Here is a 22729-nt window from a genome sequence, read left to right as displayed (position 1 = left end):
GTCGGTAATCATACTGCATTCCCCTAAAAACGGGGGAAAAACTTTACCCAATCCACGCAACACACAGGTGCAACACGGCACAGGCCATAACCCCTGCTAAAACATCATCTAACATGATGCCAAGCCCACCGTGTACGTGTCGGTCGCACCAACGGATTGGCCAAGGCTTCCAGATATCGAATAACCGAAACAGCGCAAACCCCAGCAGGACGTTTAGGCCAGTAAAGGGCACGGCCCACATGGTTATCCAAAAACCGACAAACTCATCCCAGACAATCCCTGGATGGTCGTGTACCCCTAACTCACGTGCGGCTTCGCCACACAGATAGATACCAATCAATGCCGCAACCAGCACCAGCGCGCTGTAACTACCAAGCGGCAAAAAGGCCATCAAGCAGTAGAAAGGGATTGCGGCAACAGTGCCCACCGTACCGGGGGCTTTTGGGGATAAACCACTGCCAAGCCCAAAGGCAAAAAACTGGGCGGGATGTGAAAATACGGAATGTGCCGTAGGCTTCATAACTGATCCAAAGAGGGTTCGTGTGTGGAAAAATGTTGATACCCTGCGATCTCAAGCTCACCGATACCCAATATCTGAACGCCTTGTCCAACGTCAACCGAACCGACGCGCGTGATAGGTAGATCAAGCGTAGCCGAGAGTGCTTGTATCGCATCGCGATGAACAGGGTTCGCCGTAAACAGCAACTCGAAATCTTCGCCGCCGCCCAGCATCCAAGACCGTGCTAAGACCTCATCAACTGGCTTTAACGCGTTTGATTTCGGCAAACGTGCAGCATCCACCACAAGCTTCACACCGGATGCTTTAGTAATGTGCTTCGCATCGCCCGCGACCCCATCTGAGATATCCATCGCACTGGATGCAAATGGGCGAAGTGCTTGGCCCGCCTCAATACGTGCTGTGGGTCTTAGAAAGCGCGCTAAAGCAAACTCAGTTTGTGCTTTGGAGAGCGCTAAACCGTGTTGAGCAGGCTTTAACAATAGCTCAAGCCCTAAGCGGCTATCCCCTAATGTGCCCGTAACGTAGAGATCATCCCCAACACGGGCTCCGGCTCGAGTGATCGCCTGTCCTTTTGGGGTTTTACCATGCACTTGCGCGGTCAGTGTTAGCGGGCCCTTGGTGGTATCACCACCAATCAGCAGTAAACCGTATTGATCACACGCACACTTTAAGCCCGTCGCAAAAGGAGAGATCCAAGTAGGGTCGATTTTAGGCAGCGTGAGCGCTAGGGTGATCCAGAGTGGCTCTGCGCCCATCGCGGCCAGATCACTGACCGTACACGCCACCAATCGCCAAGCAAGATCTTCAGGGTCGATGTCGGGCAAAAAGTGTGTGCCCGCCACCAGAGTGTCCATCGAAAAGACGAGCTGATCTTGTGCCGAAAGCTGCGTAATGGCGCAATCGTCCCCCACACCTAAAACAACGCCTTTTTGCTGTAACAGCTTGGCGTCGTAGGTGTGCGTAAAATGGGAGCGGATCAGATCAAACTCGTCCACAGGTTAACTCGTTACGATGAACGACGCTTCGCTTGAATTTCGGCCATGCGCACGCGCTGTGCAACCTTATCAAGAATACCGTTCACATAACGGTGACTGTCGGTCGCACCAAAGGTTTTCGCCAGATCAACGCTTTCGTTGATAGCAACCTTGTAAGGGACTTCCAAGCGGTGAACCAGCTCGTAACAGCCAATGCGCAGTGTCGCCAACTCAACAGGGTCAAGGTCGTTAACAGCGCGATCCAAGAACGGTTCAAACGCTTTATCCAAGTCTGCTTTGTTGCCGTACACGCCGTGCAGCAGTTCGTGGAACAATGCCGTGTCAGTCTGTGAGAAATCATTATCCACACGAAACTGTGCTTCGATCTCGATCACCGGTTGTGCGGCCATCTGCCACTGATACAAAGCTTGCAATGCATAGCTACGGGCAGCACGACGCTGGTCGGTTAACGATGCTTTTTTCTTACGACGCGGTTGCGATTCTTCGCTCATTCTTAGGCCTCAAGGTTACGCAGTAGACTGACCATTTCCATGGCGGATAAAGCGGCTTCCGCGCCTTTGTTGCCGGCTTTTGTACCCGAACGCTCGATCGCTTGCTCGATGCTGTTCACGGTCAAAATGCCGTTTGCCACCGGAATATCAAACTCCAGTGACACCTGCGAAACGCCTTTCGAGCTTTCTGCAGATACATATTCAAAATGCGGTGTGCCGCCACGGATAACGGCACCCAGTGCAATGATCGCATCATCACGCTTTTGCTGGGCGATTTTCTTCACCGCCAGCGGGATCTCAAACGCCCCCGGTACACGAACAACACGTACGTTGTCCATCTCTACGCCGTGACGCTTTAGGGCGTCCAGCGCACCTTCAAGTAAGCTTTCCACAACGAACGCATTAAAGCGGCCAACAACGATGGTGTAATGCCCATCGACCGCCACAAAATCACCTTCAACCGTCGTAAATGACATATCTATTCCTATTGGTTAAACCGACACATCGTCACTGGCGATGTATTCGACAATTTCCAGATCAAACCCTGACAAGGCATTGAATTTGATCGGTGAACTCAAAAGACGCATTTTGCCTACGCCTAAATCTCGTAAAATCTGTGATCCGGTGCCCACCATCAGGTAAGCCCCAGACGCACTGTAATTGGCTTGCTTACGTTTAACAGAATCACCCAATAAACGTGACAGTGCATCGCCTAAATCTTCGCGCTGACCGTTATCCAGCAGGATAACAACGCCCTGCCCTTCTTCCGCAACCGCTTTCAAAGCGCGATGCAGTGTCCATTTCGGCTCACCATCTAAGGTAACGCCGACCAAATCCCGCATCACATCATCACGGATATGCACACGCACCATTGCTGGATCTTCTGGGGAGATATCCCCCATGATCAGCGCTAGATGTGTTACCTCTTGGATGGAATCCTTAAAGGTTACCGCTTTAAAGTTGCCAAACTCGGTCGGCAAATCGTATTCCGCATCGCGGGTTACGGTACACTCGTGGGTGGTGCGATAGTGGATCAGATCCGCAATGGTGCCGATCTTCAAACCGTGTTTTTCGGCAAACACTTCAAGGTCCGGACGGCGAGCCATCGAGCCATCTTCGTTCATCACCTCAACAATCACGGATGCAGGCGTAAGCCCTGCTAAACGCGCCAAGTCACAACCGGCTTCGGTATGACCTGCACGACTTAATACGCCACCAGGCTGCGCCATCAAGGGGAAAATATGCCCAGGCTGCACAATGTCGCTTGGTTTAGCATCGTGTTTGACGGCTGTACGAACCGTATGCGCACGGTCCGCCGCTGAAATCCCTGTGGTAACGCCTTCGGCCGCTTCAATCGATAAGGTGAAGTTGGTCGAGTACACCGAGCCATTACTTTGCACCATCAGGGGCAGTTTTAACTGCTCGCAGCGCTCACGCGTTAGCGTAAGGCAGATCAATCCACGGGCATGAGTCGCCATAAAGTTGATATCTTCAGCACGCACTTGATCCGCGGCCATCACGATATCCCCTTCGTTTTCACGATCCTCATCATCCATCAGGATGACCATTTTACCTTGGCGAATATCTTCGATCAGTTCCTGTGGGGTATTCAGTTTCATAATGCCTCTGTTGTTATCCATGCCGATGATTACTGTGTTAAGCCCATCTATCGGCGAGTCAGAAAGCCGTATTCAGCCAGTTTTGATCGGGTCACGCCCTGATCTTCGTCAGGCGCGCTCTGTGTTTGCATCATTCGTTCGATGTAACGCGCCAAAATATCCACTTCTAAGTGCACTTGATCACCTACTTTGTATTGGTGGATCAAGGTTTGCTCGGCCGTGTGCGGCACGATATTGAGCCAGAACTGCGCGCCATCACTTTTATTAACGGTCAGACTCACGCCATCCACTGTGATCGAGCCTTTGGCGGCCAAGTAATGTGACAGGTGTTTTGGCGCTTCGATCACATACACAATGGAGCGCGCGACCTGCTCTTTTTTGCGCACCACGCCCAAACCATCCACATGGCCGGTCACAATATGGCCACCCAATCGATCCATTGGGCGCATCGCTTTCTCAAGGTTTAAACGCTCGCCCGGCTTAAGCTCGGCGATGCGCGTGTGGGCCAATGACTCTTGGGAGACATCCGCCACAAAGCCATCGCCTGGTAGCTCAACCACGGTTAAACACACCCCGTTGGTAGCGATGCTGTCACCGAGTTTCACATCAGCAAGATCCAACTGACCCGTGTTGATGGTTAAGCGTCGATCGCCACCTACCTCTTGGTTATGGTCCAGTGTACCGACGGCTTCGATGATTCCGGTAAACATGATCAGTCATTTCCTCTAACACGATAGGTCAGGCGAAGATCGTCGCCGATCTGTCTAAGATCCACCATCTCAAGGCGCTGCTGCTCAGCCATCGACGACATTGGGAGATCCAAAAGCGGCCTAGCCGAAGAGCCCATCAACGTGGGTGCCATATAGACCACCAGCTCATCGACCACTCCCGCCTTGATCATGGCACCACTGACGCTAGCACCGGCTTCAATCAGCACTTCGTTGCACTGTTCTTCGCTTGCAAGGTAGCGCATCAACCAAAGTGGGTCTACTCGGCCATGATCGTTAAGGGTGGCACGAATCGACTCGACGCCCTCTAAGGCAGTGCCCTTTTGCGTGCACCAAAGTGTACGCCCAGGCTGTGAGACAATGGCCGCCTTTGTGCTGAGCTTGGCTTTGGCATCCAGCACCACACGCAGCGGTTGGCGAATCCGACCATCAATATCGGCACAGGCCTGATCACGCACGGTTAATTTCGAGTCATCCAACTCAATGGAGCCGATCCCCGTCACGATGGCCGAGCTTCGTGCACGTAAACGTTGCACATCGGCACGCGCAGCAGGCCCTGTAATCCATTGTGATTCGCCGCTTTGCATCGCGGTGCGACCATCCAAACTCATGGCAAGTTTTACACGCACAAACGGCAAACCTTGGGTCATACGCTTAATAAAACCAGGATTGAGCGCTTTGGCTTGATCTTCCAAAAGACCGGATTGCGTTTGAATACCCGCCTCGCTCATCATGGTAAGACCGCGTCCTGACACCTGCGGATTAGGGTCTTGCATGGCACTGACAACTCGGGCTAAACCGGCTTTGATCAAGGCTTCGGCGCAAGGCGGTGTGCGGCCATAATGACTGCACGGCTCTAAAGTCACATAAGCGGTGGCGCCTTTGGCACGATCACCGGCCTCTTTTAAGGCGTTAACCTCGGCGTGACCTTCCCCTGAGCGCACATGAAAACCAGACCCAACGATCTGTCCTTCATTAACAATGACGCAGCCTACACGGGGGTTTGGGTCGGTCGACACCAAGCCTTTCTTTGCTAAGCGAATCGCCAACGCCATGTATTCGCGATCGACCTGACTGTAGTCGAAACTTGCAAAGCTTGAAGAGGCTGAAAGATTGGACTGCATTACTTAGCCTCAGACTCATCGGCCAACGCAGCCACAGTATCCAAGCCTTGAGCATCGCCAGAAAGGCGCTCAATCTCTTCACGAAATTCGTTGATGTCTTGAAAGCTGCGATACACAGAAGCAAAACGGACATACGCCACTTGGTCGAGTTTGCGCAGCTCGTTCATGACCTCTTCGCCCAACAGGCGTGAAGGCACTTCGCGCTCACCCGTTGCACGTAGACGGTGTTTGATTCGGTTGATGCAGGCTTCGATGTCCTCGACGCTGACAGGGCGTTTTTCCAGCGCACGCTGGATACCCCCGCGGAGTTTTTCTTCATCGAAAGGCTGTCGACTGCCATCGGCTTTAATCAGCTTTGGCATCAGAAGTTCGGCGATTTCGAACGTGGTAAAACGTTCGTGACAGGCGATGCACTCCCGACGTCGCCGCACCTGCTGACCCTCGGCCACAAGGCGAGAATCGACAACTTTAGTTTCATTGGTACCGCAGAACGGACAATGCATAACGAGTTTCCTGTCAAAAAAGAGCGTAGATTGCTAACGCGCAACCCAAAATAAAGAGCGATGGGCAAACAGAGCCCGATAAAAAAGGGCGACTCAAGAGCCGCCCTTCGTATTGTATACGATACGCGGTTTATTTATAAACCGGGAAGCGTGCACAAATGTCGATAACCTGACCTTTCACGCGTTCAATCACGGACTCATTGTTGATGTCGTCCAGGATGTCGCAGATCCAGTTGGTCAGTTGCGTTACTTCTTCCTCTTTGAAACCGCGACGTGTTACCGCTGGTGTACCAATACGGATACCAGAAGTCACAAACGGAGAGCGAGGATCATTCGGCACTGAGTTCTTGTTCACGGTGATGTTCGCACGACCCAAGGCCGCATCTGCATCTTTACCCGAGAACTCTTTGTCGATCAGATCAACCAAGAACAAGTGATCATCCGTACCGTTCGATACGATGTTGATGCCACGTGATTTGAAAGTCTCAGCCATCGCTTGAGCGTTTTTAACCACTTGGGCTTGGTACGCTTTCCACTCAGGTTCCATCGCTTCTTTGAAGCACACCGCTTTAGCAGCGATCACGTGCATCAATGGGCCACCTTGCGATTCTGGGAAGACCGCAAAGTTAAGCTTCTTCTGCAGCTCTTCATCGGCACGCTTAGACAGGATCAGACCACCACGTGGGCCACCCAAGGTTTTGTGCGTCGTTGTTGTTACAACGTCTGCGTAATCCATCGGTGATGGGTAAACGCCTGCGGCAACCAAACCGGCAATGTGTGCCATATCGACAAACAGGTACGCGCCTACTTTGTCAGCGATTTCGCGGAATTTCGCCCAATCAACGATGCGTGAGTAAGCAGAGAAACCGGCCAAAATCATTTTTGGCTTGTGCTCAAGCGCCAGACGCTCAACTTCAGCGTAATCGATTTCGCCCGTTTCTGGGTTCAGACCGTATTGAACAGCGTTGTAAATACGACCAGAGAAAGAAACCGAAGCACCGTGCGTCAAGTGACCACCGTGTGCCAGGCTCATACCCAATACGGTATCGCCTGCTTTACACAGCGCCATGTAAACCGCTGCGTTTGCTTGAGAACCTGAATGAGGTTGAACGTTCGCGTAGGTTGCGCCAAACAGTTCGCAAGCGCGATCAATGGCCAGTTGCTCTACAACATCAACGTATTCACAACCACCGTAGTAACGCTTGTTAGGATAACCTTCTGCGTATTTGTTGGTCAGAGCTGAACCTTGCGCTTCCATTACACGTGGGCTTGTGTAGTTTTCAGATGCGATCAACTCGATGTGTTCTTCCTGGCGAGTCGCTTCAGACTGCATTGCTGACCACAAATCAGCATCATAATCAGCAATGGACATATCTTTGCTAAACATAGCTATCCCCTAAGAGTTTAGGCCGAACCCGGTGACATGGACGGGTCTTACGAAAAAAGGTCGTTAATTATACGCCCAAAGTGGAAGAAAACACACTTGAAACTGGATCAATCGATCACGAAGTTCATTCATCAATCCAATCAGTGATACACTCGCGCCCGGCCGATTGGCATCTTAGCCCAGATAGTTGACACCTTTTTTATGCTTATTTAGGACAACACCATGCGCATACTTCGAATTGTTCTTGGCAACCTGATTTTGTTCATCGACTTTATTACCTCCCCAAAGCGCCTTAAGCGCACAGAGCAAGCGCAGGCGGCGGTCGATCAAGCCACGCGTCAATTAGCGCTGTATCAATTTCATTTATGTCCGTTTTGTATCAAGGTACGCCGCGCGATGAAACGCCTCAATCTGAATATTGAACTGCGCGACGCTAAGCAGAACGAGATGTACCGCACCGAATTAGCCGAGCAAGGCGGACGCATTAAAGTCCCTTGCCTTCGCATCACCGAAGATGACGGCACGGTCAGCTGGATGTATGAATCCTCCGATATTATTCAGTATCTAGAGCAACGTTTCGGGGCCGGACACTAATCCTGCGCTCTGGTTAGCATTCCTAAGTGTTGCTCGTTAGAATTGGTACCATATTCACAATGAGATAACGGTTAAATTACTCATGGCACAATACGTTTATACAATGAACCGCTTGGGCAAGATTGTTCCGCCTAAGCGTCAAATCTTGAAAGACATCTCGTTGTCGTTTTTCCCAGGCGCAAAAATCGGTGTACTGGGCCTTAACGGTTCGGGTAAATCGACGCTGTTAAAAATCATGGCGGGTGTGGATACCGAGTTTGTCGGTGAAGCGCGCCCGATGCCGAACATCAACGTGGGTTACCTGCCGCAGGAGCCACAGCTGGATGATTCCAAAACCGTACGTGAAGTGGTGGAAGAATCCGTAAGCGATGTTAAAAACGCTCTAGCCGAGCTCGATCAAGTGTACGCTGCCTATGCGGACCCTGATGCTGACTTTGATGAGCTGGCTAAAAAACAAGCTGAGCTTGAAAACCTGATCACCGCAAAAGACGGCCACAACTTGGATCAAGCACTGGAGCGCGCTGCCGATGCGATGCGCCTGCCACCTTGGGATGCCAAAGTTGAACACCTATCCGGTGGTGAGCGTCGCCGCGTTGCACTGTGTCGCTTGCTTCTGGATAAGCCTGACATGCTGCTGCTCGATGAGCCAACTAACCACTTGGACGCGGAATCGATCGCATGGATCGAGCGCTTCCTTCAAGAGTACCCAGGCACCGTGGTTGCGATTACCCACGACCGTTACTTCCTTGATAATGCCGCTGGTTGGATTTTGGAGCTCGACCGTGGTCACGGCATCCCGTACGAGGGCAACTACTCCTCTTGGCTGGAGCAAAAAGAGAAGCGTCTAGCCCAAGAAGCGAAACAAGAAGCGGCTCACCAAAAAGCCGTGAAGAGCGAGCTTGAGTGGGTTCGCCAAGGCGCTAAAGGTCGTCAAGCCAAATCCAAAGCACGTCTTCGCCAATTCGAAGAGATGAACTCGCGCGAGTTCCAAGAGCGTAACGAAACCCAAGAGATCTACATTCCACCAGGGCCTCGCTTGGGTGACAAAGTCATTGAACTGCATAACGTCACTAAGCACTTTGATGACAAACTCTTGTTCGAAGACTTGAACATCACGATTCCACCCGGTGCCATTGTCGGCGTGATCGGCCCTAACGGCGCCGGTAAATCGACCCTGTTTAAGATGATTGCAGGTCAAGAACAACCGGATTCTGGTGAAGTGGACATCGGCTCCACCGTTAAACTGGCTTACGTGGATCAAGCACGCGGACTGAACGATGACAAAACCGTATGGGAAGAGATCTCCGACGGACAAGACATCATCACTGTGGGTAACTACCAAACCCCATCACGTGCGTACTGCGGCCGCTTTAACTTTAAAGGCTCGGACCAGCAAAAACTGGTGAAGGAGTTATCCGGTGGTGAGCGTAACCGCTTGCACCTAGCGAAGCTGCTTAAAGAGGGCGGCAACGTTCTGTTATTGGACGAACCAACCAACGACTTGGACGTAGAAACCTTGCGTGCACTGGAAGAAGCCTTACTGGCCTTCCCAGGCTGTGCGGTGGTGATATCGCACGACCGTTGGTTCCTTGACCGTATTTGTACCCACATCATCGCATACGAAGGTGAGTCACAAGTAACCTTCTTTGATGGTAACTACAGCGAATACGCTGAAGATTACAAGAAACGCTTCGGCAAAGACCACCAGCCAGAGCGCATCAAGTACAAGCGCATGAACTAACCCTTTCGCGGTTAAAAAAGCCCTGCTCGTCAGGGCTTTTTTCTGCCCGCAAACTTGCCTATGCGGTCAAGTGTTTCTATGCTCAGTGATAAGAACAAGATGCATTTTCACAACCGACCACGGGAGTACCTACAGTGACCTATCCGGAAACAGACCGCCGTCGATTTGCTCGCATTCAGTATGATGGCAACTGCGCTTTCTACACGGAATCCGGTCAAATCCCGATGACAGTAGAAGACATCAGCCTTAAAGGTTTGTTAGCCAAAACGAAGGAACACGCCAATATCTTGGCCGGTACCTGCGGCGTGGTAACGATTGATCTGGAAGGCAATACCGTGATCGAAATGCCCGTAACCGTGAGTCATCACTTAGGCGATTGCGTGGCGTTTAAAGCCGGTACGATGGAGTTGGATTCGGTGGCGCACCTTCGCCGCTTGGTTGAGCTTAACCTAGGCGACCCAGAGCTGTTGGAGCGGGAGCTTGAAAACCTCGCAACCCGCAATCAGTAACACCTAACCTTTACAGAGCGTCCAGCGCTTCTTCAAGGCGTGATACACCAACGATATCCAGCCCAGGGATCGACTCCTTGGGCACATTTCCTTTCGGTACAATCGCCCGTTTAAAGCCATGCTTAGCGGCTTCGCGTATACGCTCTTGCCCATTCGGCACTGGACGAATCTCGCCTGATAAACCCACCTCGCCAAACACCATCAAATCCTGCGGAAGCGCACGATCTCGATAGCTTGAGACCACCGCGATCAGCAACGCCAAATCCGCACTGGTTTCCAACACCTTCACACCGCCCACGACGTTCACAAATACATCTTGATCGCCTGTGTGAAGACCACCGTGTCGGTGCAGCACTGCCAGTAACATGGCCAAACGGTTGGACTCCAGCCCCACCGCTACACGGCGCGGGTTGTTCATATGGGATAGATCAACCAAGGCTTGGATCTCGACCAGCAAGGGACGCGTCCCTTCCCAGACCACCATTACCACACTCCCAGGACTGGGCTTTTCGCCTCGATTAAGGAAGATTGAGCTGGGGTTTTTCACCTCTTTCAGGCCGTTTTCCAGCATCGCAAACACACCCAGCTCGTTCACCGCACCAAAACGGTTTTTATGCGAGCGCAGAGTGCGAAAACGACTGTCAGAGGAGCCCTCCAACTGCAAAGAGCAGTCGATCATGTGCTCCAACACCTTGGGGCCGGCCAGTGAGCCATCTTTCGTAACGTGACCCACCAAAAAGAGCACGGTACCGGTTTGTTTGGCATATCGGGTAAGGTCGGCAGCCGACTCACGCACTTGCGCCACCGAGCCTGGTGCTGACTGAATTTCAGCCATGTGCATCACCTGAATCGAGTCGATGACCATCACCTTTGGTTTAACCTCGCCCGCCACCTGAGTGATGGATTCGACACTGGTTTCCGACAGCATTTTTAATTGATCGGCTTTTAAACCCAACCGGTGCGCACGCATCGCGACTTGCTGAAGGGATTCTTCACCTGTGATGTAGAGCGCTGGCATTGATTCGGCCAAGTGACACATGATCTGCAATAGGAGCGTACTTTTACCCGCACCTGGGTGACCACCGATCAAAATCGCAGACCCGGGTACTAAACCGCCCCCTAACACCCGATCCAACTCGTTGGTGCCGGTTGAGACACGCGGCATTTCGGCCAAATCGACATCACTTAAACTCATCACCCGGTCAGTGGTGCGCCCAGCATACCCATCAAAGCGCGGCTTTGCGGCAGGGCCGGTATTGGCCGCACCCAAACGCATCTCGGTCAGTGAGTTCCACGCTTTACAAGCCGTACACTGCCCTTGCCATTTGGTGTAATCCGCACCACACTCTGTGCACACGTATGCTGTTTTTGTCTTGGCCAAAACGCCTCCTAAGGCTTGTATCGATCAAAGCGCCCAGTGTAATCGATCTCGGCGTTGAAACAAAAAAGAGAGCACAAGGCTCTCTTTTATAAAGGATTAAACTGAATCACACGTGATATTGGCCACTTAGCTCATGAACCGCGTCGACAAAGGTTTTCGCATGATCAGGGTCGGCAAACTGGTGAATACCGTGGCCTAGGTTAAAGACATGCCCTTCACCTGTGCCAAACGCTTCGAGGATGGTTCCAACCTCTTGGCGGATACGCTCTGGCGATGCGTACAGCACGCTTGGGTCCATGTTACCTTGCAGGGCGACTTGATTTCCCACACGTTGACGCGCTTCGCCGATGTCGGTTGTCCAATCTAGGCCTAAAGCATCAGCGCCGATCGCGGCCATCGATTCCAGCCACTGACCACCGTTTTTGGTGAACAGAATCACCGGGACTTTTCGCCCTTCGTGCTCACGAATCAGACCTTGAACGATCTTATTCATGTAATCCAACGAGAACGCCTTGTACATTGGGCCGCTCAATACCCCGCCCCACGTATCAAAAATCTGCACCGCTTGCGTGCCGCTTTTGATCTGCTCGTTTAGGTAGGTGGTCACCGACTGAGCCAGCTTATCCAACAAGGCGTGCAGCACATCAGGCTCGGCGTACATCATCGCCTTGATGTGACGGAAATCCTTAGAAGAACCGCCTTCCACCATATAGGTGGCCAGCGTCCAAGGGCTCCCCGAAAAACCGATCAAAGGCACACGACCCGATAAACCGGTACGGATCTCTTTGACCGCATTCATCACGTAATCAAGGTCGGTCGCGGCATCGGGTACTTTTAATGCAGCCACATCGGCTTCAGTACGGATGATCTTTTTAAAGCGCGGACCTTCGCCCTGCTCAAAATACAAACCTAAGTCCATCGCATCCGGGATGGTTAAGATATCTGAGAAAAGGATCGCGGCGTCCAGATCAAAACGCTCCAGTGGCTGCAAGGTTACTTCACAGGCCAACTCTCGATTTTTGCACAAGCTTAGGAAATCCCCAGCTTGAGCACGCGTTGCACGGTATTCAGGCAGATAGCGCCCAGCCTGTCGCATCATCCATACTGGCGTTACATCAACAGGTTCGCGCAGCAGCGCACGTAGGAAACGATCGTTTTTTAATTCAGACATGACTCACGTTTTCTCATCTTTGCTCAAAACTGGCGAGCTATTCTACCGATAACCAAGTAAAATTGCGTCGTTTAAACGTAGTAAACTTGAGTTGCAACAGTTTATCAGATCGTACTACCATAGAAATTGTCTATTTTATGATCAATCCTGACGATTAACGCCCAACTATGCCGATTGCAGATACCAAGCTGTTAACCCTGCCGGACACAGCCCATCACCACGACCACGAATACCACCAGCTGGTGTTTGGCCTAGAGGGTGATACTGAGTTCGATATTCAAGGCCGAGGCCAACAGGTCAAGCTCGGTCACGGCTGCTTGGTGCCATCCACCACCGACCATGCGTTTTGTGGCTTGGGGGACAATCGCATTGTTGTGATCAACATCCCAAGCGATAACTTGGACCTTCAAGTGTCATCGGCGATTGGTAAGATGTTTGATCACCCCTCTTATTTTACGCTCGACCCTCAGCGCCAAGTATTGCTTCAGTCCATCAGCCGTGAAATGCTGGTCACCCCGAAAGATTCGCCTTTGTTGCACGCCTGTGGACAAGCACTTCTGTTGTCGGTGAATAACTTTTTAAGTGAACCCAAACCCCGTCAATCACAAGCCGTGATCGATGCGCGCGTGCTGGATCAATACATTGCATTGAACATGCACCGTAAGATCTCAATCGCAGAACTGGCTGGCCTTGTGTACTTAAGCCCGAGTCATTTCCACACCCGCTTTAAAGAGATCTTTGGCATTACGCCGCATCAGTACGTGCTGCAAAAACGCCTAGAGTGCGCCAAACGTAAGCTTCAAGAAGGTTGGACCGTGATGCGGGCCGCCGACCATACCGGTTTTAGCAGTCAAAGCGCCTTCACCCATGCGTTTCGTGATTTCTTTGGCATCACACCGGCAAAGTGCCGCTCGGCCGCCATCAACACAGCCGACGTATCTTAACACCCACTCAACAGTGATCATTCCGGAAAACTCTTTCTAAAAGCAGGATAGGCGCGCACAAAAAAGCCCATCCTAAGATGGGCTTCCAGACTCGCGTTACCACTTATAGATGTGAGTTTACCCACTCGATAACATCAGGGTAAGGTTCCGGCAGTTGCACTTTCAGAGTATTCAGCGAATCCACCAAAGCAGCCGCATCGTTATTCGAGAAGTTAATGTGGCCTAACTTACGACCTTCTCGTACTTCCTTGCCGTACCAGTACAACTGAGCACCCGGTACCGACAACCAGTCGTCGTTACGCACTGTGCCGATCAGGTTGATCATTACCGATTGCGCTTTAATCACAGCCGGTGCCAGCGGTAAGCCAGCCACAGCACGCACGTGATATTCAAACTGACTGATGGAAGCGCCAGACTGCGTCCAATGCCCGCTGTTGTGTACCCGTGGCGCTAACTCATTTACCATCAAGTCATCACCCACACGGAAACATTCCATCGCCATCACCCCCACGTAATCGAGCGAGGTTAACAGCTTACCCAGCATGGATTCGGCTTTGGCTTGCAGATGAGATAAACGAGACAGCGGCGACACAGACGCCATCAAAATACCATTAACGTGCAGATTCAACGTCAACGGATAGAAGAACAGATTTCCCTCTTTGTCACGAACACCGACAATGGAAACCTCTTCATCAAACGGAATCTTCTGCTCAGCGATGCATTGACCGGCGAAATCGCTCGGCACTTCCGTGCCCTCGGCCGACTTAAGCCAGTATTGACCACGACCATCGTACCCACCGGTGCGGCGTTTGAGCAAAACAGTGTCGCCCAACGCTGTGTACAACTCGGCCGCCTGGGTTGTCGTTTCGACATTACGCCAGGGCGCGCTATCAATGGACAGATCATCCAAGAGTTGTTTTTGCGTTAAACGGTCTGCAATACGAGGAAAGACCGTTTTGTTCAAAAAGTGCGGATGCGCTGAAAGCTGATCCGTCACATCGGATTGCGGCCAGAGTTCAATTTCTGCGGTAACCGCATCGTCATCTTGAAGATCAACCATCGGCGCATCAAACGCCACAGGTTCAACATCAACACACAACGGAATGCCCGCATGTTTCATCATTGCGCCTAGCTGACCTGCGCCAAGCACCCACACTTTTTTACTCATACAGCTTATGCGTCTCGTGGATCTGGGTTATCTAAAATCGTTTCGGTTTGATCAGTGCGGAACGCATCCAAACGCCCTGCAAGCGCCGCATCTTGGTTAGCCAAGATTTGCGCCGCCAAAAGGCCTGCGTTAAACGCGCCAGCCGTACCGATAGCCAACGTACCGACCGCAATGCCTTTTGGCATTTGCACGATCGACAAGAGGCTGTCCATGCCATTGAGTGCTTTACTTTGCACTGGCACACCTAAAACCGGCAAGCGGGTTTTAGATGCGACCATGCCCGGTAAGTGCGCAGCACCGCCGGCACCCGCAATGATCACTTCATAGCCGTTTTCGACAGCCGACGCTGAAAAACTGAACAATTTATCCGGTGTACGGTGTGCGGATACCACTTCAACGTGATAAGGCACTTGAAGTTGATCAAGGATATCCGATGCATTCTTCATTGTGTCCCAATCGCTTTTGGAACCCATGATGATGGCGACTTTCGGCTGCATAATGTGAAAACCCGGTTATAAACAAAGATCTAGATGATACGTAACCGGTATTTTAGCCCTTTTTTAGGCCACCCGGTTCGCGAAAGACGCGGATGATAGCAAATTCCGCCGTTTTGATCTGCAAAAAGTCGCATTTTAGATCGTTTAAACGACATCAACCGAAAAAAGTTCTGTCCAAACCCGTCTAAAATACAAAAACCAAAGTTTTTTACAAAACCTCCGTAGTATTTCGCAAGACGGAAACGAGGCGATGTCCCTAAAGTGAAACAATCCTGTTTTAGGGGGCTAATTCCTGTCCGAATTATGCCCGATCAGTTTTAGGAGAGCATCTCATGTTCAAACCAACCGATGTGTTACAGCCAGGTCACCTGGATCAACCACTTGATACCTTGTGGTCGCATATTTCTCCACTGTATGCAGTGGATGAATCCGCTTGGCTTAGCGAGCTTCTACCACTGGCCACTCCTTCTGATGAAGAGCGTAAAGCCGTTACTGACCGAGCAACACGGTTAATTGAACAGGTTCGTGCAGATGATGGCGCGATCCACATGATCGACTCCCTACTACTGGAATACAGCTTAGATACCCAAGAGGGTATTCTGTTGATGTGCTTGGCTGAAGCCTTGATGCGTATCCCAGATGCGGAAACCGCGGATGCATTGATCGAAGACAAACTCTCGGTTGCTGACTGGAAAAAGCACTTAGGTAACTCCGATACGTTACTGGTTAACGCTTCCACTTGGGGTCTATTACTGACCGGTAAAGTGGTTAAGATGGACAAAAAAGCCGATGGTTCTCCGGCCAACGTCATCAACCGCTTGGTCAACAAGGCATCTGAGCCGGTTATCCGTAAAGCGATGAACCAAGCCATGAAAATCATGGGCCACCAGTTTGTACTGGGTCGTGATATGGGCGAAGCACTGAAACGCGGCCACAAATACCGCGATCAAGGCTACACCTACTCGTTCGATATGCTTGGCGAAGCGGCACTGACCCAAGGCGATGCGAACAAGTACTTTGATGACTACATGCAAGCCATCACGGCCGTGGGTAAAGACAGCTATCAAGGCACATCCCCTCGCCCGACCATCTCTATTAAGCTTTCTGCGCTGCACCCACGTTATGAAGTGGCTCAAGAAGCCCGCGTTACGGGTGAGATGCGCGAGCAACTGTTAACCTTGATCCGTCATGCGCGCTCTTTAAACGTGGGCATCACCATCGATGCCGAAGAAGCAGACCGTCTGGAGCTGTCATTAAAGCTGTTCCGCTCACTGTATGAAGATGAGATCACACGCGGTTGGGGCCAGTTTGGTCTGGTGGTTCAAGCCTACTCTAAGCGTGCCCTGCCGGTATTGGCATGGTTGGCCGCGCTTGCGAAGCAACAAGGCGATCGCATCCCGCTGCGCTTAGTAAAAGGCGCGTACTGGGACAGCGAAATCAAAAACTGCCAACAGCGCGGTTTAAGTGGCTATCCGGTTTACACGCGTAAAGAAGCGACTGACTGCTCTTATTTGGCGTGTGCTCGCTTCCTGTTAAGCGAAGAGGTACGCGGTAACATCTTCCCGCAGTTTGCCAGCCATAACGCGCACACAGTATCGGCGATCGCTTCTATGGCGACGCACGATGAGTTCGAATTCCAACGCTTACACGGCATGGGCGATGCGCTGTACAACACCGTGATCAGCCAAAACAATGTCAGCGTGCGCATTTACGCGCCTGTGGGTAGCCATAAAGATCTGCTGCCATACTTGGTTCGTCGTCTGCTTGAAAACGGTGCTAATAGCTCGTTCGTTCACCGCTTAGTAGATGCGCGCTGCCCAATCAGCGAACTGGTTCATCACCCAGCGGATGTATTGGCGTCCCGTCAATCATTGGGTAACCCACACATTCCTCTGCCGCCTGCACTTTACGGTGAAGAGCGTAAAAACTCACACGGCATCAACATCGATATCGAGCATGAGTGGGGTGAGTTTGCTAAGCGCATCGAACCTTTCATGGAACACACCTGGAGTGCTGGCCCAATCATCAATGGCGCGCGTATCCAAGATGGTTGCGAGCAGCACGATGTCATCGCACCGTACGACAACAGCAAAGTGGTTGGCAAAATGGGCTGGGGCAACACCGCCTTGGTTGACTCTGCTTTGGATGCAGCCAGCAACGCCTACCCTGAGTGGCGCGATACGCCTGTGGAGCAACGTGCACTGGCGTTAGAGAAACTGGCGGTATTGCTCGAAGAAAACTACGGCGAGTTTATGGCACTGTGCCACCGAGAAGCGGGCAAAACCATCCAGGACAGCATCGATGAAGTGCGTGAAGCGGTGGATTTCTGTCGCTACTACGCCATTCAAGCGCGCAACACCCTAACCGAACCAAAAACCTTTACGCGTTTTGATCAAAAAACCGTATCGGTTCGTCGAGAAGGTCGCGGTGTGTTCGTGTGTATCTCTCCTTGGAACTTCCCACTGGCGATCTTCTTAGGTCAAGTAACAGCGGCTTTGGCCGCAGGTAACACAGTGATCGCGAAACCGGCGGAGCAAACAGGCCTTATCGCCTACCGCGCGATTGAGCTGATGCTTGAAGCGGGTGTTCCAGCGGGTGCTATTCAGTTTATGCCAGGTGATGGCGCGACCGTCGGTGCTCCGCTGACCTCCGACAGCCGAGTCGCGGGCGTTGCCTTCACCGGCTCCACCGAGACAGCGCGTTTGATCAACAAAGCACTGGCTGCTCGTGATGCCGAGCCTGCGCCGTTCATCGCTGAAACCGGTGGTCAAAACGCGATGATCATCGACTCCACTTCACTGCCAGAGCAAGTAGTACGCGATGTTGTGCGCTCTGCATTTGCTTCTGCAGGTCAGCGCTGTTCCGCTTTGCGTGTCCTGTTTGTTCAAGAAGACATCGCAGACCGTATCATTCCGATGATTAAAGGTGCGATGATGGAGCGTGTCGTTGGCTTGCCAGAACTGCACTCGACTGACATCGGCCCTGTGATTGACGCCGAAGCACAAGCGGGCCTATTGAAGCACATCGAGCGAATGAAACGCGAAGCCACATTGATCGCAGAATCTCCACTGCCAGAATGGGCAGACAAAGGTACGTTTGTGGCACCAACGGCGTTCGAGGTCCGCTCGATTGATCAACTGACCAACGAACAATTTGGCCCAATCCTGCATGTGGTTCGCTACAAAGCGAGCGAGCGTGACCAGATCATCGATCAAATCAACGCAACGGGCTTTGGTTTAACACTGGGTATCCATACCCGTAACGAGACAACCTCTCGCCACATTGCGCAGCGTGTGAAAGCGGGCAACATCTATGTGAACCGTGACCAAGTAGGTGCTGTAGTGGGTGTTCAACCGTTTGGAGGCCAAGGCTTGTCAGGTACAGGCCCTAAAGCAGGTGGCCCGCACTACATTAATCGTTTCACTCGTGAAGTTCTGGTTTAAGGAGGTCTAACATGTCCATTATTACTCTATCTAACCAGGCAAATACCGCTCTGTTTGCACAAGAGCAGTGGAACGCTTTGGGTGTCGCTAAGCGCGTTGCCCTATTACAACGCTTTGCTGATCAAACCCCGTTGGCCTCTTGGGTTTTAGAACGCATCGCAACACAAATGCCAGAAGAAATGGCATTACCAGGGCCAACCGGTGAAGCCAACACGCTTCGCTGGGAAGGTCGTGGCGTTACCGCGCTGGTGGGCGACGACACCGCTCAAGCACAATCCTTGTTGGGACATGTGTTTGCCGTTTTAGCAACGGGTAACACTTTGGTAGTTCAGTCCTCGCTGAGCAGCATTAAGCCGGTCGTGAATGATTTGATCTCGGCGCTACCAAACGGCGTGGTTCAACTGATTGATGCAAAAAGCGAAGAGCTGGCAAAAGTGGATATCTTTGCTGCCTACGCGTTCAGCGGTACAAAAGAAAACGAATCCAGTCTCAACCGTGCCCTTTCGGTGCGCGGGGGAGCATTGGCTCAACTGATCTCAGAAACGGACTTCGATCAGTTTTCATCACAGTGCGCTTTGGACTATCCTTGGCGTTTTGTGACCGAAAGCACCCTCACCGTCAACACGACGGCTGTGGGTGGTAATGCTACGCTGCTGGAGTTGGGTGGCCGCAGCGATCATTAATCGGAATGCAACGCCAGTATTATGCTGGCGTTTGCATATCTATCGGACTGCGTTTTGCAGACAATAAAGAAACATAAAAGAGAGAAGAGGTAACCTGAATGATTGAAAATAGTGGTGCAATCATTGCCACATTCATCGTCTACCTGGCTCTGATGCTTGCCATCGGAGTCTATGCGTATAAGTGGACGTCCAGTTCCAGTGACTACTTTTTGGGTGGTCGTTCCTTAGGTCCATGGCCTGCTGCGTTGTCGGCGGGTGCTTCCGATATGAGTGGCTGGTTGCTGTTAGGCCTTCCTGGTTACGCTCTGTCTTCTGGTCTTGAGTCTTTATGGCTGGGCGGCGGTCTGCTTCTGGGCACATGGTTAAACTGGTTGTTGGTGGCTAAGCGTCTGCGTACTTACAGTATCGTTGCCGAAGATGCGATCACTCTGCCTGAGTACTTCGCAAAACGCTTCCAAGACAACACGCCTTTACTGCAAGGTATTGGTGCGTTCTTCATCTTGCTGTTCTTCTTGTTCTACACAAGCTCTGGTTTGGTAGCGGGCGGCAAACTGTTTGAAACCGTATTCGGTCTGGAATACACCACAGCCCTGATCGTTGGTACGATCTGTGTGGTCTCCTACACCCTGTTTGGTGGTTTCTTGGCGGTTTCTTGGACTGACTTAGTACAAGGCCTACTGATGGCGGCGGCTCTGGTTGCTGTGCCTGTGATTGCGATGCAATCCGAAGGTGGCTACGGTCAGATGATGGCAGCTGTTGAAGCGAAAAACCCAGAACTGCTGACCTTGTGGAACAGCGCAACGGGTGAACCGCTGACGTGGATCGCAATCGTATCTCTGGCCGCTTGGGGCTTGGGTTACTTCGGCCAACCACACATCTTGGCTCGTTTTGCCGCTATTCGTAGCAACGATGAGATCCCGACAGCACGCCGCATCGCCGTGGGCTGGAGCTTTATCTCTATGGCGGGCGCGATCCTTGTTGGCTTTGCAGGTATGGTTTACCTCGACAGCAACAACGTTGAAATGGCGGACTCCGAAACCATCTTCATGGTTCTGGTCAATGCTATGTTCCATCCTGTTGTAGCCGGTATCTTGTTGGCAGCCATTCTGGCCGCGGTGATGAGTACAGCGGATTCCCAGTTGCTGGTATCGTCTTCAGCCTTGGCGGAAGACTTCTACAAGCAAGTGTTCAACAAAGACGCGACACCACAACAAGTGGTATTCATTGGCCGTGCGGCGGTTCTGGGTCTGTCCATCATCGCTCTGATCCTAGCTTGGGACCCAGATAGCTCTGTATTGAGCTTGGTATCTTACGCATGGGCTGGTTTCGGTGCGGCGTTTGGACCTGCGATCATCCTGAGCCTGTACTGGAAAGGTATGAACCGTAACGGTGCCCTAGCCGGTATTATCGTTGGTGGTGCGACCGTGGTTATCTGGAAGCAGCTGGAAGGCGGTATTTTCGATCTGTACGAGATCGTTCCAGGCTTCATTCTGGCCACCATCGCTATCGTTGCGGTAAGTGCGGCTACTGGCGGCCCTCGTAAAGAAGTTGCCGAGCAACACGAACGTTACTTGGGCGAGCTGTAACAGCGAAACCAAGTCATAAAAAGCCGGGCACTTGCCCGGTTTTTTTGTACCTAAGATTGGATTGGATTGGATTGGATTGGATTGGATTGGATTGGATTGGATTGGATTGGATTGGATGGAAGACTCTAATCGATTCAGCAGGCACAAAAAACCGCCCGAAGGCGGTTTTTGTATCGAAGTCAGATTTTTACACTTCGAGGTAATCCAGAATACCTTCGGCCGCTTTACGACCTTCAAAGATCGCAGTAACAACAAGGTCCGAACCACGAACCATATCACCACCCGCAAACACTTTATCGTTGCTGGTCTGGAACGGGAAACGGCCTTGAGCTGGTTTTTCATCCGCTTTTACACGACCGTCGGTGTGCAGATCGATACCAAAATCAGCAAACCACGGTGCTGGGCTTGGACGGAAACCAAACGCCACCAAAACTGCATCGGCAGGTAGGACTTCTTCAGAACCTGCTACCACTTCAGCACGCTGACGACCGTTTTCATCTGGCGCCCCCATCTGAGTCGTGACCACTTTAACACCCGTCACTACACCGTTTTCACCAACGATTTCAACAGGCTGGCGGTTAAACATGAACTTGACGCCCTCTTCACGAGCATTCACCACTTCACGCTTAGAACCTGGCATGTTAGCTTCATCACGACGGTACGCACACGTAACGGACTTAGCGCCCTGACGGATCGAGGTACGGTTACAGTCCATCGCCGTGTCACCACCGCCCAGAACCACAACGCGCTTACCTTTAACACCAATATACTCAGACTCATCTTTCTCAAAGCCTAAGCAACGGTTCACGTTAGAGATCAAGAATGGCAGCGCATCGTGCACGCCTTCCAGCTCTTCACCCGGGAAGCCACCTTTCATGTAGGTGTAAGTACCCATACCCAGGAAGACCGCATCGTACTGATCGATCAGCTCTTGCATGGTGATGTCTTTGCCCACGTCGGTGCTCAGACGGAACTCAACGCCCATCTCTTGGAACACTTCACGGCGACGCGACATCACATCTTTTTCCAGTTTGAACTCTGGGATACCGAAGGTTAGGAGACCACCAATCTCTGGGTTACGGTCAAATACGACGGGAGTAACGCCGTTACGCACCAAAATATCAGCAGCGCCAAGGCCAGCAGGGCCAGCACCAATGATCGCTACTTTTTTATCGGTTTTAACCACGTGCGACATGTCAGGCTTCCACCCCATCGCAAACGCGGTATCGGTGATGTATTTCTCAACCGAACCGATGGTGACAGCACCAAAACCTTCATTCAGCGTACACGCCCCTTCACACAGACGGTCTTGCGGGCACACTCGGCCACAGACTTCCGGTAAAGAGTTGGTTTGGTGGCTTAAGTCAGCCGCTTTAAGAATGTTGCCTTCAGAAACCAGTTTCAACCAGTTAGGGATGTGGTTGTGTACTGGGCATTTCCAAGAACAGTATGGGTTACCGCACTCTAAGCAGCGATGTGCTTGCTCGGTCGCGGAATCCGTTGCAAAAGGCTCATAAATTTCAGCAAATTGCTTTTTACGAACCGATGCTTTGACTTTTTTCGGGCCTTCACGACCCACATCGAGGAACTGAAAATCGTTATGCAGACGCTCAGTCATAATGTTACCTCGCACTAAAGGCGCCTG

21 protein-coding genes are annotated in these 22729 nt (G+C 51.8%); 7 read left to right on the top strand and 14 right to left on the bottom strand.

The window, feature by feature from the left end; genetic code table 11:
• Positions 1-43: 43 nt before the first annotated feature.
• From ACXAF9_RS09650 to glyA, 9 genes are all read right to left on the bottom strand, one after another.
• On the bottom strand, positions 44-520 hold the full coding sequence (locus tag ACXAF9_RS09650; RefSeq protein ID WP_475073389.1) for a phosphatidylglycerophosphatase A family protein: 477 nt from the start codon (positions 518-520) through the stop codon (positions 44-46).
• On the bottom strand, positions 517-1515 hold the full coding sequence (gene thiL, locus ACXAF9_RS09645) for a thiamine-phosphate kinase (RefSeq protein ID WP_475073385.1): 999 nt from the start codon (positions 1513-1515) through the stop codon (positions 517-519). The genes ACXAF9_RS09650 and thiL overlap by 4 nt, the downstream gene beginning before the upstream one ends.
• Positions 1516-1526: 11 nt before the next feature.
• A complete protein-coding gene (nusB, locus tag ACXAF9_RS09640; protein ID WP_475073383.1) occupies positions 1527-2006 on the bottom strand; it encodes a transcription antitermination factor NusB in 480 nt (159 codons plus the stop codon).
• Positions 2007-2008: 2 nt separating this feature from the next.
• Positions 2009-2482: a 6,7-dimethyl-8-ribityllumazine synthase gene (gene ribH, locus ACXAF9_RS09635; protein ID WP_475073381.1), complete on the bottom strand. Its 474-nt coding sequence runs from the start codon at positions 2480-2482 to the stop codon at positions 2009-2011.
• Between the two features lie 15 nt (positions 2483-2497).
• The gene (ribBA, locus tag ACXAF9_RS09630) at positions 2498-3625 is read right to left on the bottom strand and encodes a bifunctional 3,4-dihydroxy-2-butanone-4-phosphate synthase/GTP cyclohydrolase II (RefSeq protein ID WP_475073378.1); all 1128 of its coding nucleotides are present in this window, start codon (positions 3623-3625) and stop codon (positions 2498-2500) included.
• Positions 3626-3672: 47 nt separating this feature from the next.
• Complete coding sequence (locus ACXAF9_RS09625; RefSeq protein ID WP_475073376.1) at positions 3673-4335, bottom strand: riboflavin synthase; 663 nt, start codon at positions 4333-4335, stop codon at positions 3673-3675.
• Positions 4336-4337: 2 nt separating this feature from the next.
• On the bottom strand, positions 4338-5477 hold the full coding sequence (gene ribD, locus ACXAF9_RS09620) for a bifunctional diaminohydroxyphosphoribosylaminopyrimidine deaminase/5-amino-6-(5-phosphoribosylamino)uracil reductase RibD (RefSeq protein ID WP_475073373.1): 1140 nt from the start codon (positions 5475-5477) through the stop codon (positions 4338-4340).
• Positions 5477-5980, bottom strand: a complete 504-nt coding sequence (gene nrdR, locus ACXAF9_RS09615; protein ID WP_475073370.1) for a transcriptional regulator NrdR — start codon at positions 5978-5980, stop codon at positions 5477-5479. The genes ribD and nrdR overlap by 1 nt, the downstream gene beginning before the upstream one ends.
• A gap of 130 nt (positions 5981-6110) precedes the next feature.
• Positions 6111-7367 carry a serine hydroxymethyltransferase gene (gene glyA, locus ACXAF9_RS09610; RefSeq protein ID WP_475073368.1) on the bottom strand — a complete coding sequence of 419 codons (1257 nt, stop codon included), beginning with the start codon at positions 7365-7367 and terminating at the stop codon, positions 6111-6113.
• 222 nt (positions 7368-7589) lie between these two features.
• On the opposite strand from glyA, the gene ACXAF9_RS09605 reads away from it, so the two are divergent.
• The 3 genes from ACXAF9_RS09605 to ACXAF9_RS09595 all read left to right on the top strand — a co-directional run bounded on the left by ACXAF9_RS09605 (position 7590) and on the right by ACXAF9_RS09595 (position 10211).
• Positions 7590-7961: a glutathione S-transferase N-terminal domain-containing protein gene (locus ACXAF9_RS09605; protein ID WP_475073366.1), complete on the top strand. Its 372-nt coding sequence runs from the start codon at positions 7590-7592 to the stop codon at positions 7959-7961.
• 82 nt (positions 7962-8043) lie between these two features.
• Complete coding sequence (ettA, locus tag ACXAF9_RS09600; protein WP_475073364.1) at positions 8044-9702, top strand: energy-dependent translational throttle protein EttA; 1659 nt, start codon at positions 8044-8046, stop codon at positions 9700-9702.
• Positions 9703-9836: 134 nt separating this feature from the next.
• Positions 9837-10211 (top strand): PilZ domain-containing protein, encoded by a 375-nt coding sequence (locus ACXAF9_RS09595; protein WP_475073362.1) that lies wholly within the window; start codon positions 9837-9839, stop codon positions 10209-10211.
• Between the two features lie 10 nt (positions 10212-10221).
• Here the strand turns inward: ACXAF9_RS09595 and radA are convergent, their stop codons facing one another.
• Both radA and hemE read right to left on the bottom strand, forming a co-directional pair.
• Complete coding sequence (radA, locus tag ACXAF9_RS09590; RefSeq protein ID WP_475073360.1) at positions 10222-11592, bottom strand: DNA repair protein RadA; 1371 nt, start codon at positions 11590-11592, stop codon at positions 10222-10224.
• A gap of 106 nt (positions 11593-11698) precedes the next feature.
• Entirely contained in the window at positions 11699-12763 is a 1065-nt protein-coding gene (gene hemE / locus ACXAF9_RS09585) for a uroporphyrinogen decarboxylase (RefSeq protein ID WP_475073358.1), read from the bottom strand.
• Positions 12764-12930: 167 nt separating this feature from the next.
• On the opposite strand from hemE, the gene ACXAF9_RS09580 reads away from it, so the two are divergent.
• Positions 12931-13707, top strand: a complete 777-nt coding sequence (locus ACXAF9_RS09580; protein WP_475073356.1) for a helix-turn-helix transcriptional regulator — start codon at positions 12931-12933, stop codon at positions 13705-13707.
• Positions 13708-13810: 103 nt separating this feature from the next.
• Here the strand turns inward: ACXAF9_RS09580 and purK are convergent, their stop codons facing one another.
• Positions 13811-14875 carry a 5-(carboxyamino)imidazole ribonucleotide synthase gene (purK, locus tag ACXAF9_RS09575; protein ID WP_475073354.1) on the bottom strand — a complete coding sequence of 355 codons (1065 nt, stop codon included), beginning with the start codon at positions 14873-14875 and terminating at the stop codon, positions 13811-13813.
• A 5-nt stretch (positions 14876-14880) separates the two neighbouring features.
• Positions 14881-15372, bottom strand: a complete 492-nt coding sequence (gene purE / locus ACXAF9_RS09570) for a 5-(carboxyamino)imidazole ribonucleotide mutase (protein ID WP_475073352.1) — start codon at positions 15370-15372, stop codon at positions 14881-14883.
• Positions 15373-15704: 332 nt separating this feature from the next.
• On the opposite strand from purE, the gene putA reads away from it, so the two are divergent.
• From putA to putP, 3 genes are all read left to right on the top strand, one after another.
• Positions 15705-18815, top strand: coding sequence for a bifunctional proline dehydrogenase/L-glutamate gamma-semialdehyde dehydrogenase PutA (putA, locus tag ACXAF9_RS09565; protein WP_475073350.1), 3111 nt, complete (start codon positions 15705-15707; stop codon positions 18813-18815).
• 11 nt (positions 18816-18826) lie between these two features.
• Positions 18827-19498 carry a hypothetical protein gene (locus tag ACXAF9_RS09560; protein WP_475073347.1) on the top strand — a complete coding sequence of 224 codons (672 nt, stop codon included), beginning with the start codon at positions 18827-18829 and terminating at the stop codon, positions 19496-19498.
• Between the two features lie 98 nt (positions 19499-19596).
• The gene (putP, locus tag ACXAF9_RS09555) at positions 19597-21084 is read left to right on the top strand and encodes a sodium/proline symporter PutP (RefSeq protein WP_475073343.1); all 1488 of its coding nucleotides are present in this window, start codon (positions 19597-19599) and stop codon (positions 21082-21084) included.
• Positions 21085-21271: 187 nt separating this feature from the next.
• Here putP and ACXAF9_RS09550 read toward each other — a convergent pair whose 3' ends face one another.
• Positions 21272-22702 (bottom strand): FAD-dependent oxidoreductase, encoded by a 1431-nt coding sequence (locus ACXAF9_RS09550; RefSeq protein ID WP_475073341.1) that lies wholly within the window; start codon positions 22700-22702, stop codon positions 21272-21274.
• Positions 22703-22729 lie beyond the last annotated feature (27 nt).

The sequence above is a fragment of the Neptunomonas sp. ABH4_499 genome, assembly GCF_056160565.1.
The sequence above is the reverse complement of the archived record's forward strand: the minus strand, read 5'-3'. Positions and strand labels throughout refer to the sequence as shown.

Excerpts from the sequence above, each read along its gene's own strand:
- ACXAF9_RS09625 (WP_475073376.1), bottom strand. The coding sequence starts at position 4,335 with ATGTTTACCGGAATCATCGAAGCCGTCGGTACACTGGACCATAACCAA.
- putP (WP_475073343.1), top strand. The coding sequence starts at position 19,597 with ATGATTGAAAATAGTGGTGCAATCATTGCCACATTCATCGTCTACCTG.
- ACXAF9_RS09560 (WP_475073347.1), top strand. The coding sequence starts at position 18,827 with ATGTCCATTATTACTCTATCTAACCAGGCAAATACCGCTCTGTTTGCA.
- ribBA (WP_475073378.1), bottom strand. The coding sequence starts at position 3,625 with ATGAAACTGAATACCCCACAGGAACTGATCGAAGATATTCGCCAAGGT.
- purE (WP_475073352.1), bottom strand. The coding sequence starts at position 15,372 with ATGCAGCCGAAAGTCGCCATCATCATGGGTTCCAAAAGCGATTGGGAC.
- putA (WP_475073350.1), top strand. The coding sequence starts at position 15,705 with ATGTTCAAACCAACCGATGTGTTACAGCCAGGTCACCTGGATCAACCA.
- hemE (WP_475073358.1), bottom strand. The coding sequence starts at position 12,763 with ATGTCTGAATTAAAAAACGATCGTTTCCTACGTGCGCTGCTGCGCGAA.
- purK (WP_475073354.1), bottom strand. The coding sequence starts at position 14,875 with ATGAGTAAAAAAGTGTGGGTGCTTGGCGCAGGTCAGCTAGGCGCAATG.
- nrdR (WP_475073370.1), bottom strand. The coding sequence starts at position 5,980 with ATGCATTGTCCGTTCTGCGGTACCAATGAAACTAAAGTTGTCGATTCT.
- ettA (WP_475073364.1), top strand. The coding sequence starts at position 8,044 with ATGGCACAATACGTTTATACAATGAACCGCTTGGGCAAGATTGTTCCG.
- ACXAF9_RS09580 (WP_475073356.1), top strand. The coding sequence starts at position 12,931 with ATGCCGATTGCAGATACCAAGCTGTTAACCCTGCCGGACACAGCCCAT.
- ribH (WP_475073381.1), bottom strand. The coding sequence starts at position 2,482 with ATGTCATTTACGACGGTTGAAGGTGATTTTGTGGCGGTCGATGGGCAT.
- ribD (WP_475073373.1), bottom strand. The coding sequence starts at position 5,477 with ATGCAGTCCAATCTTTCAGCCTCTTCAAGCTTTGCAAGTTTCGACTAC.
- ACXAF9_RS09550 (WP_475073341.1), bottom strand. The coding sequence starts at position 22,702 with ATGACTGAGCGTCTGCATAACGATTTTCAGTTCCTCGATGTGGGTCGT.
- glyA (WP_475073368.1), bottom strand. The coding sequence starts at position 7,367 with ATGTTTAGCAAAGATATGTCCATTGCTGATTATGATGCTGATTTGTGG.
- ACXAF9_RS09650 (WP_475073389.1), bottom strand. The coding sequence starts at position 520 with ATGAAGCCTACGGCACATTCCGTATTTTCACATCCCGCCCAGTTTTTT.
- ACXAF9_RS09605 (WP_475073366.1), top strand. The coding sequence starts at position 7,590 with ATGCGCATACTTCGAATTGTTCTTGGCAACCTGATTTTGTTCATCGAC.
- nusB (WP_475073383.1), bottom strand. The coding sequence starts at position 2,006 with ATGAGCGAAGAATCGCAACCGCGTCGTAAGAAAAAAGCATCGTTAACC.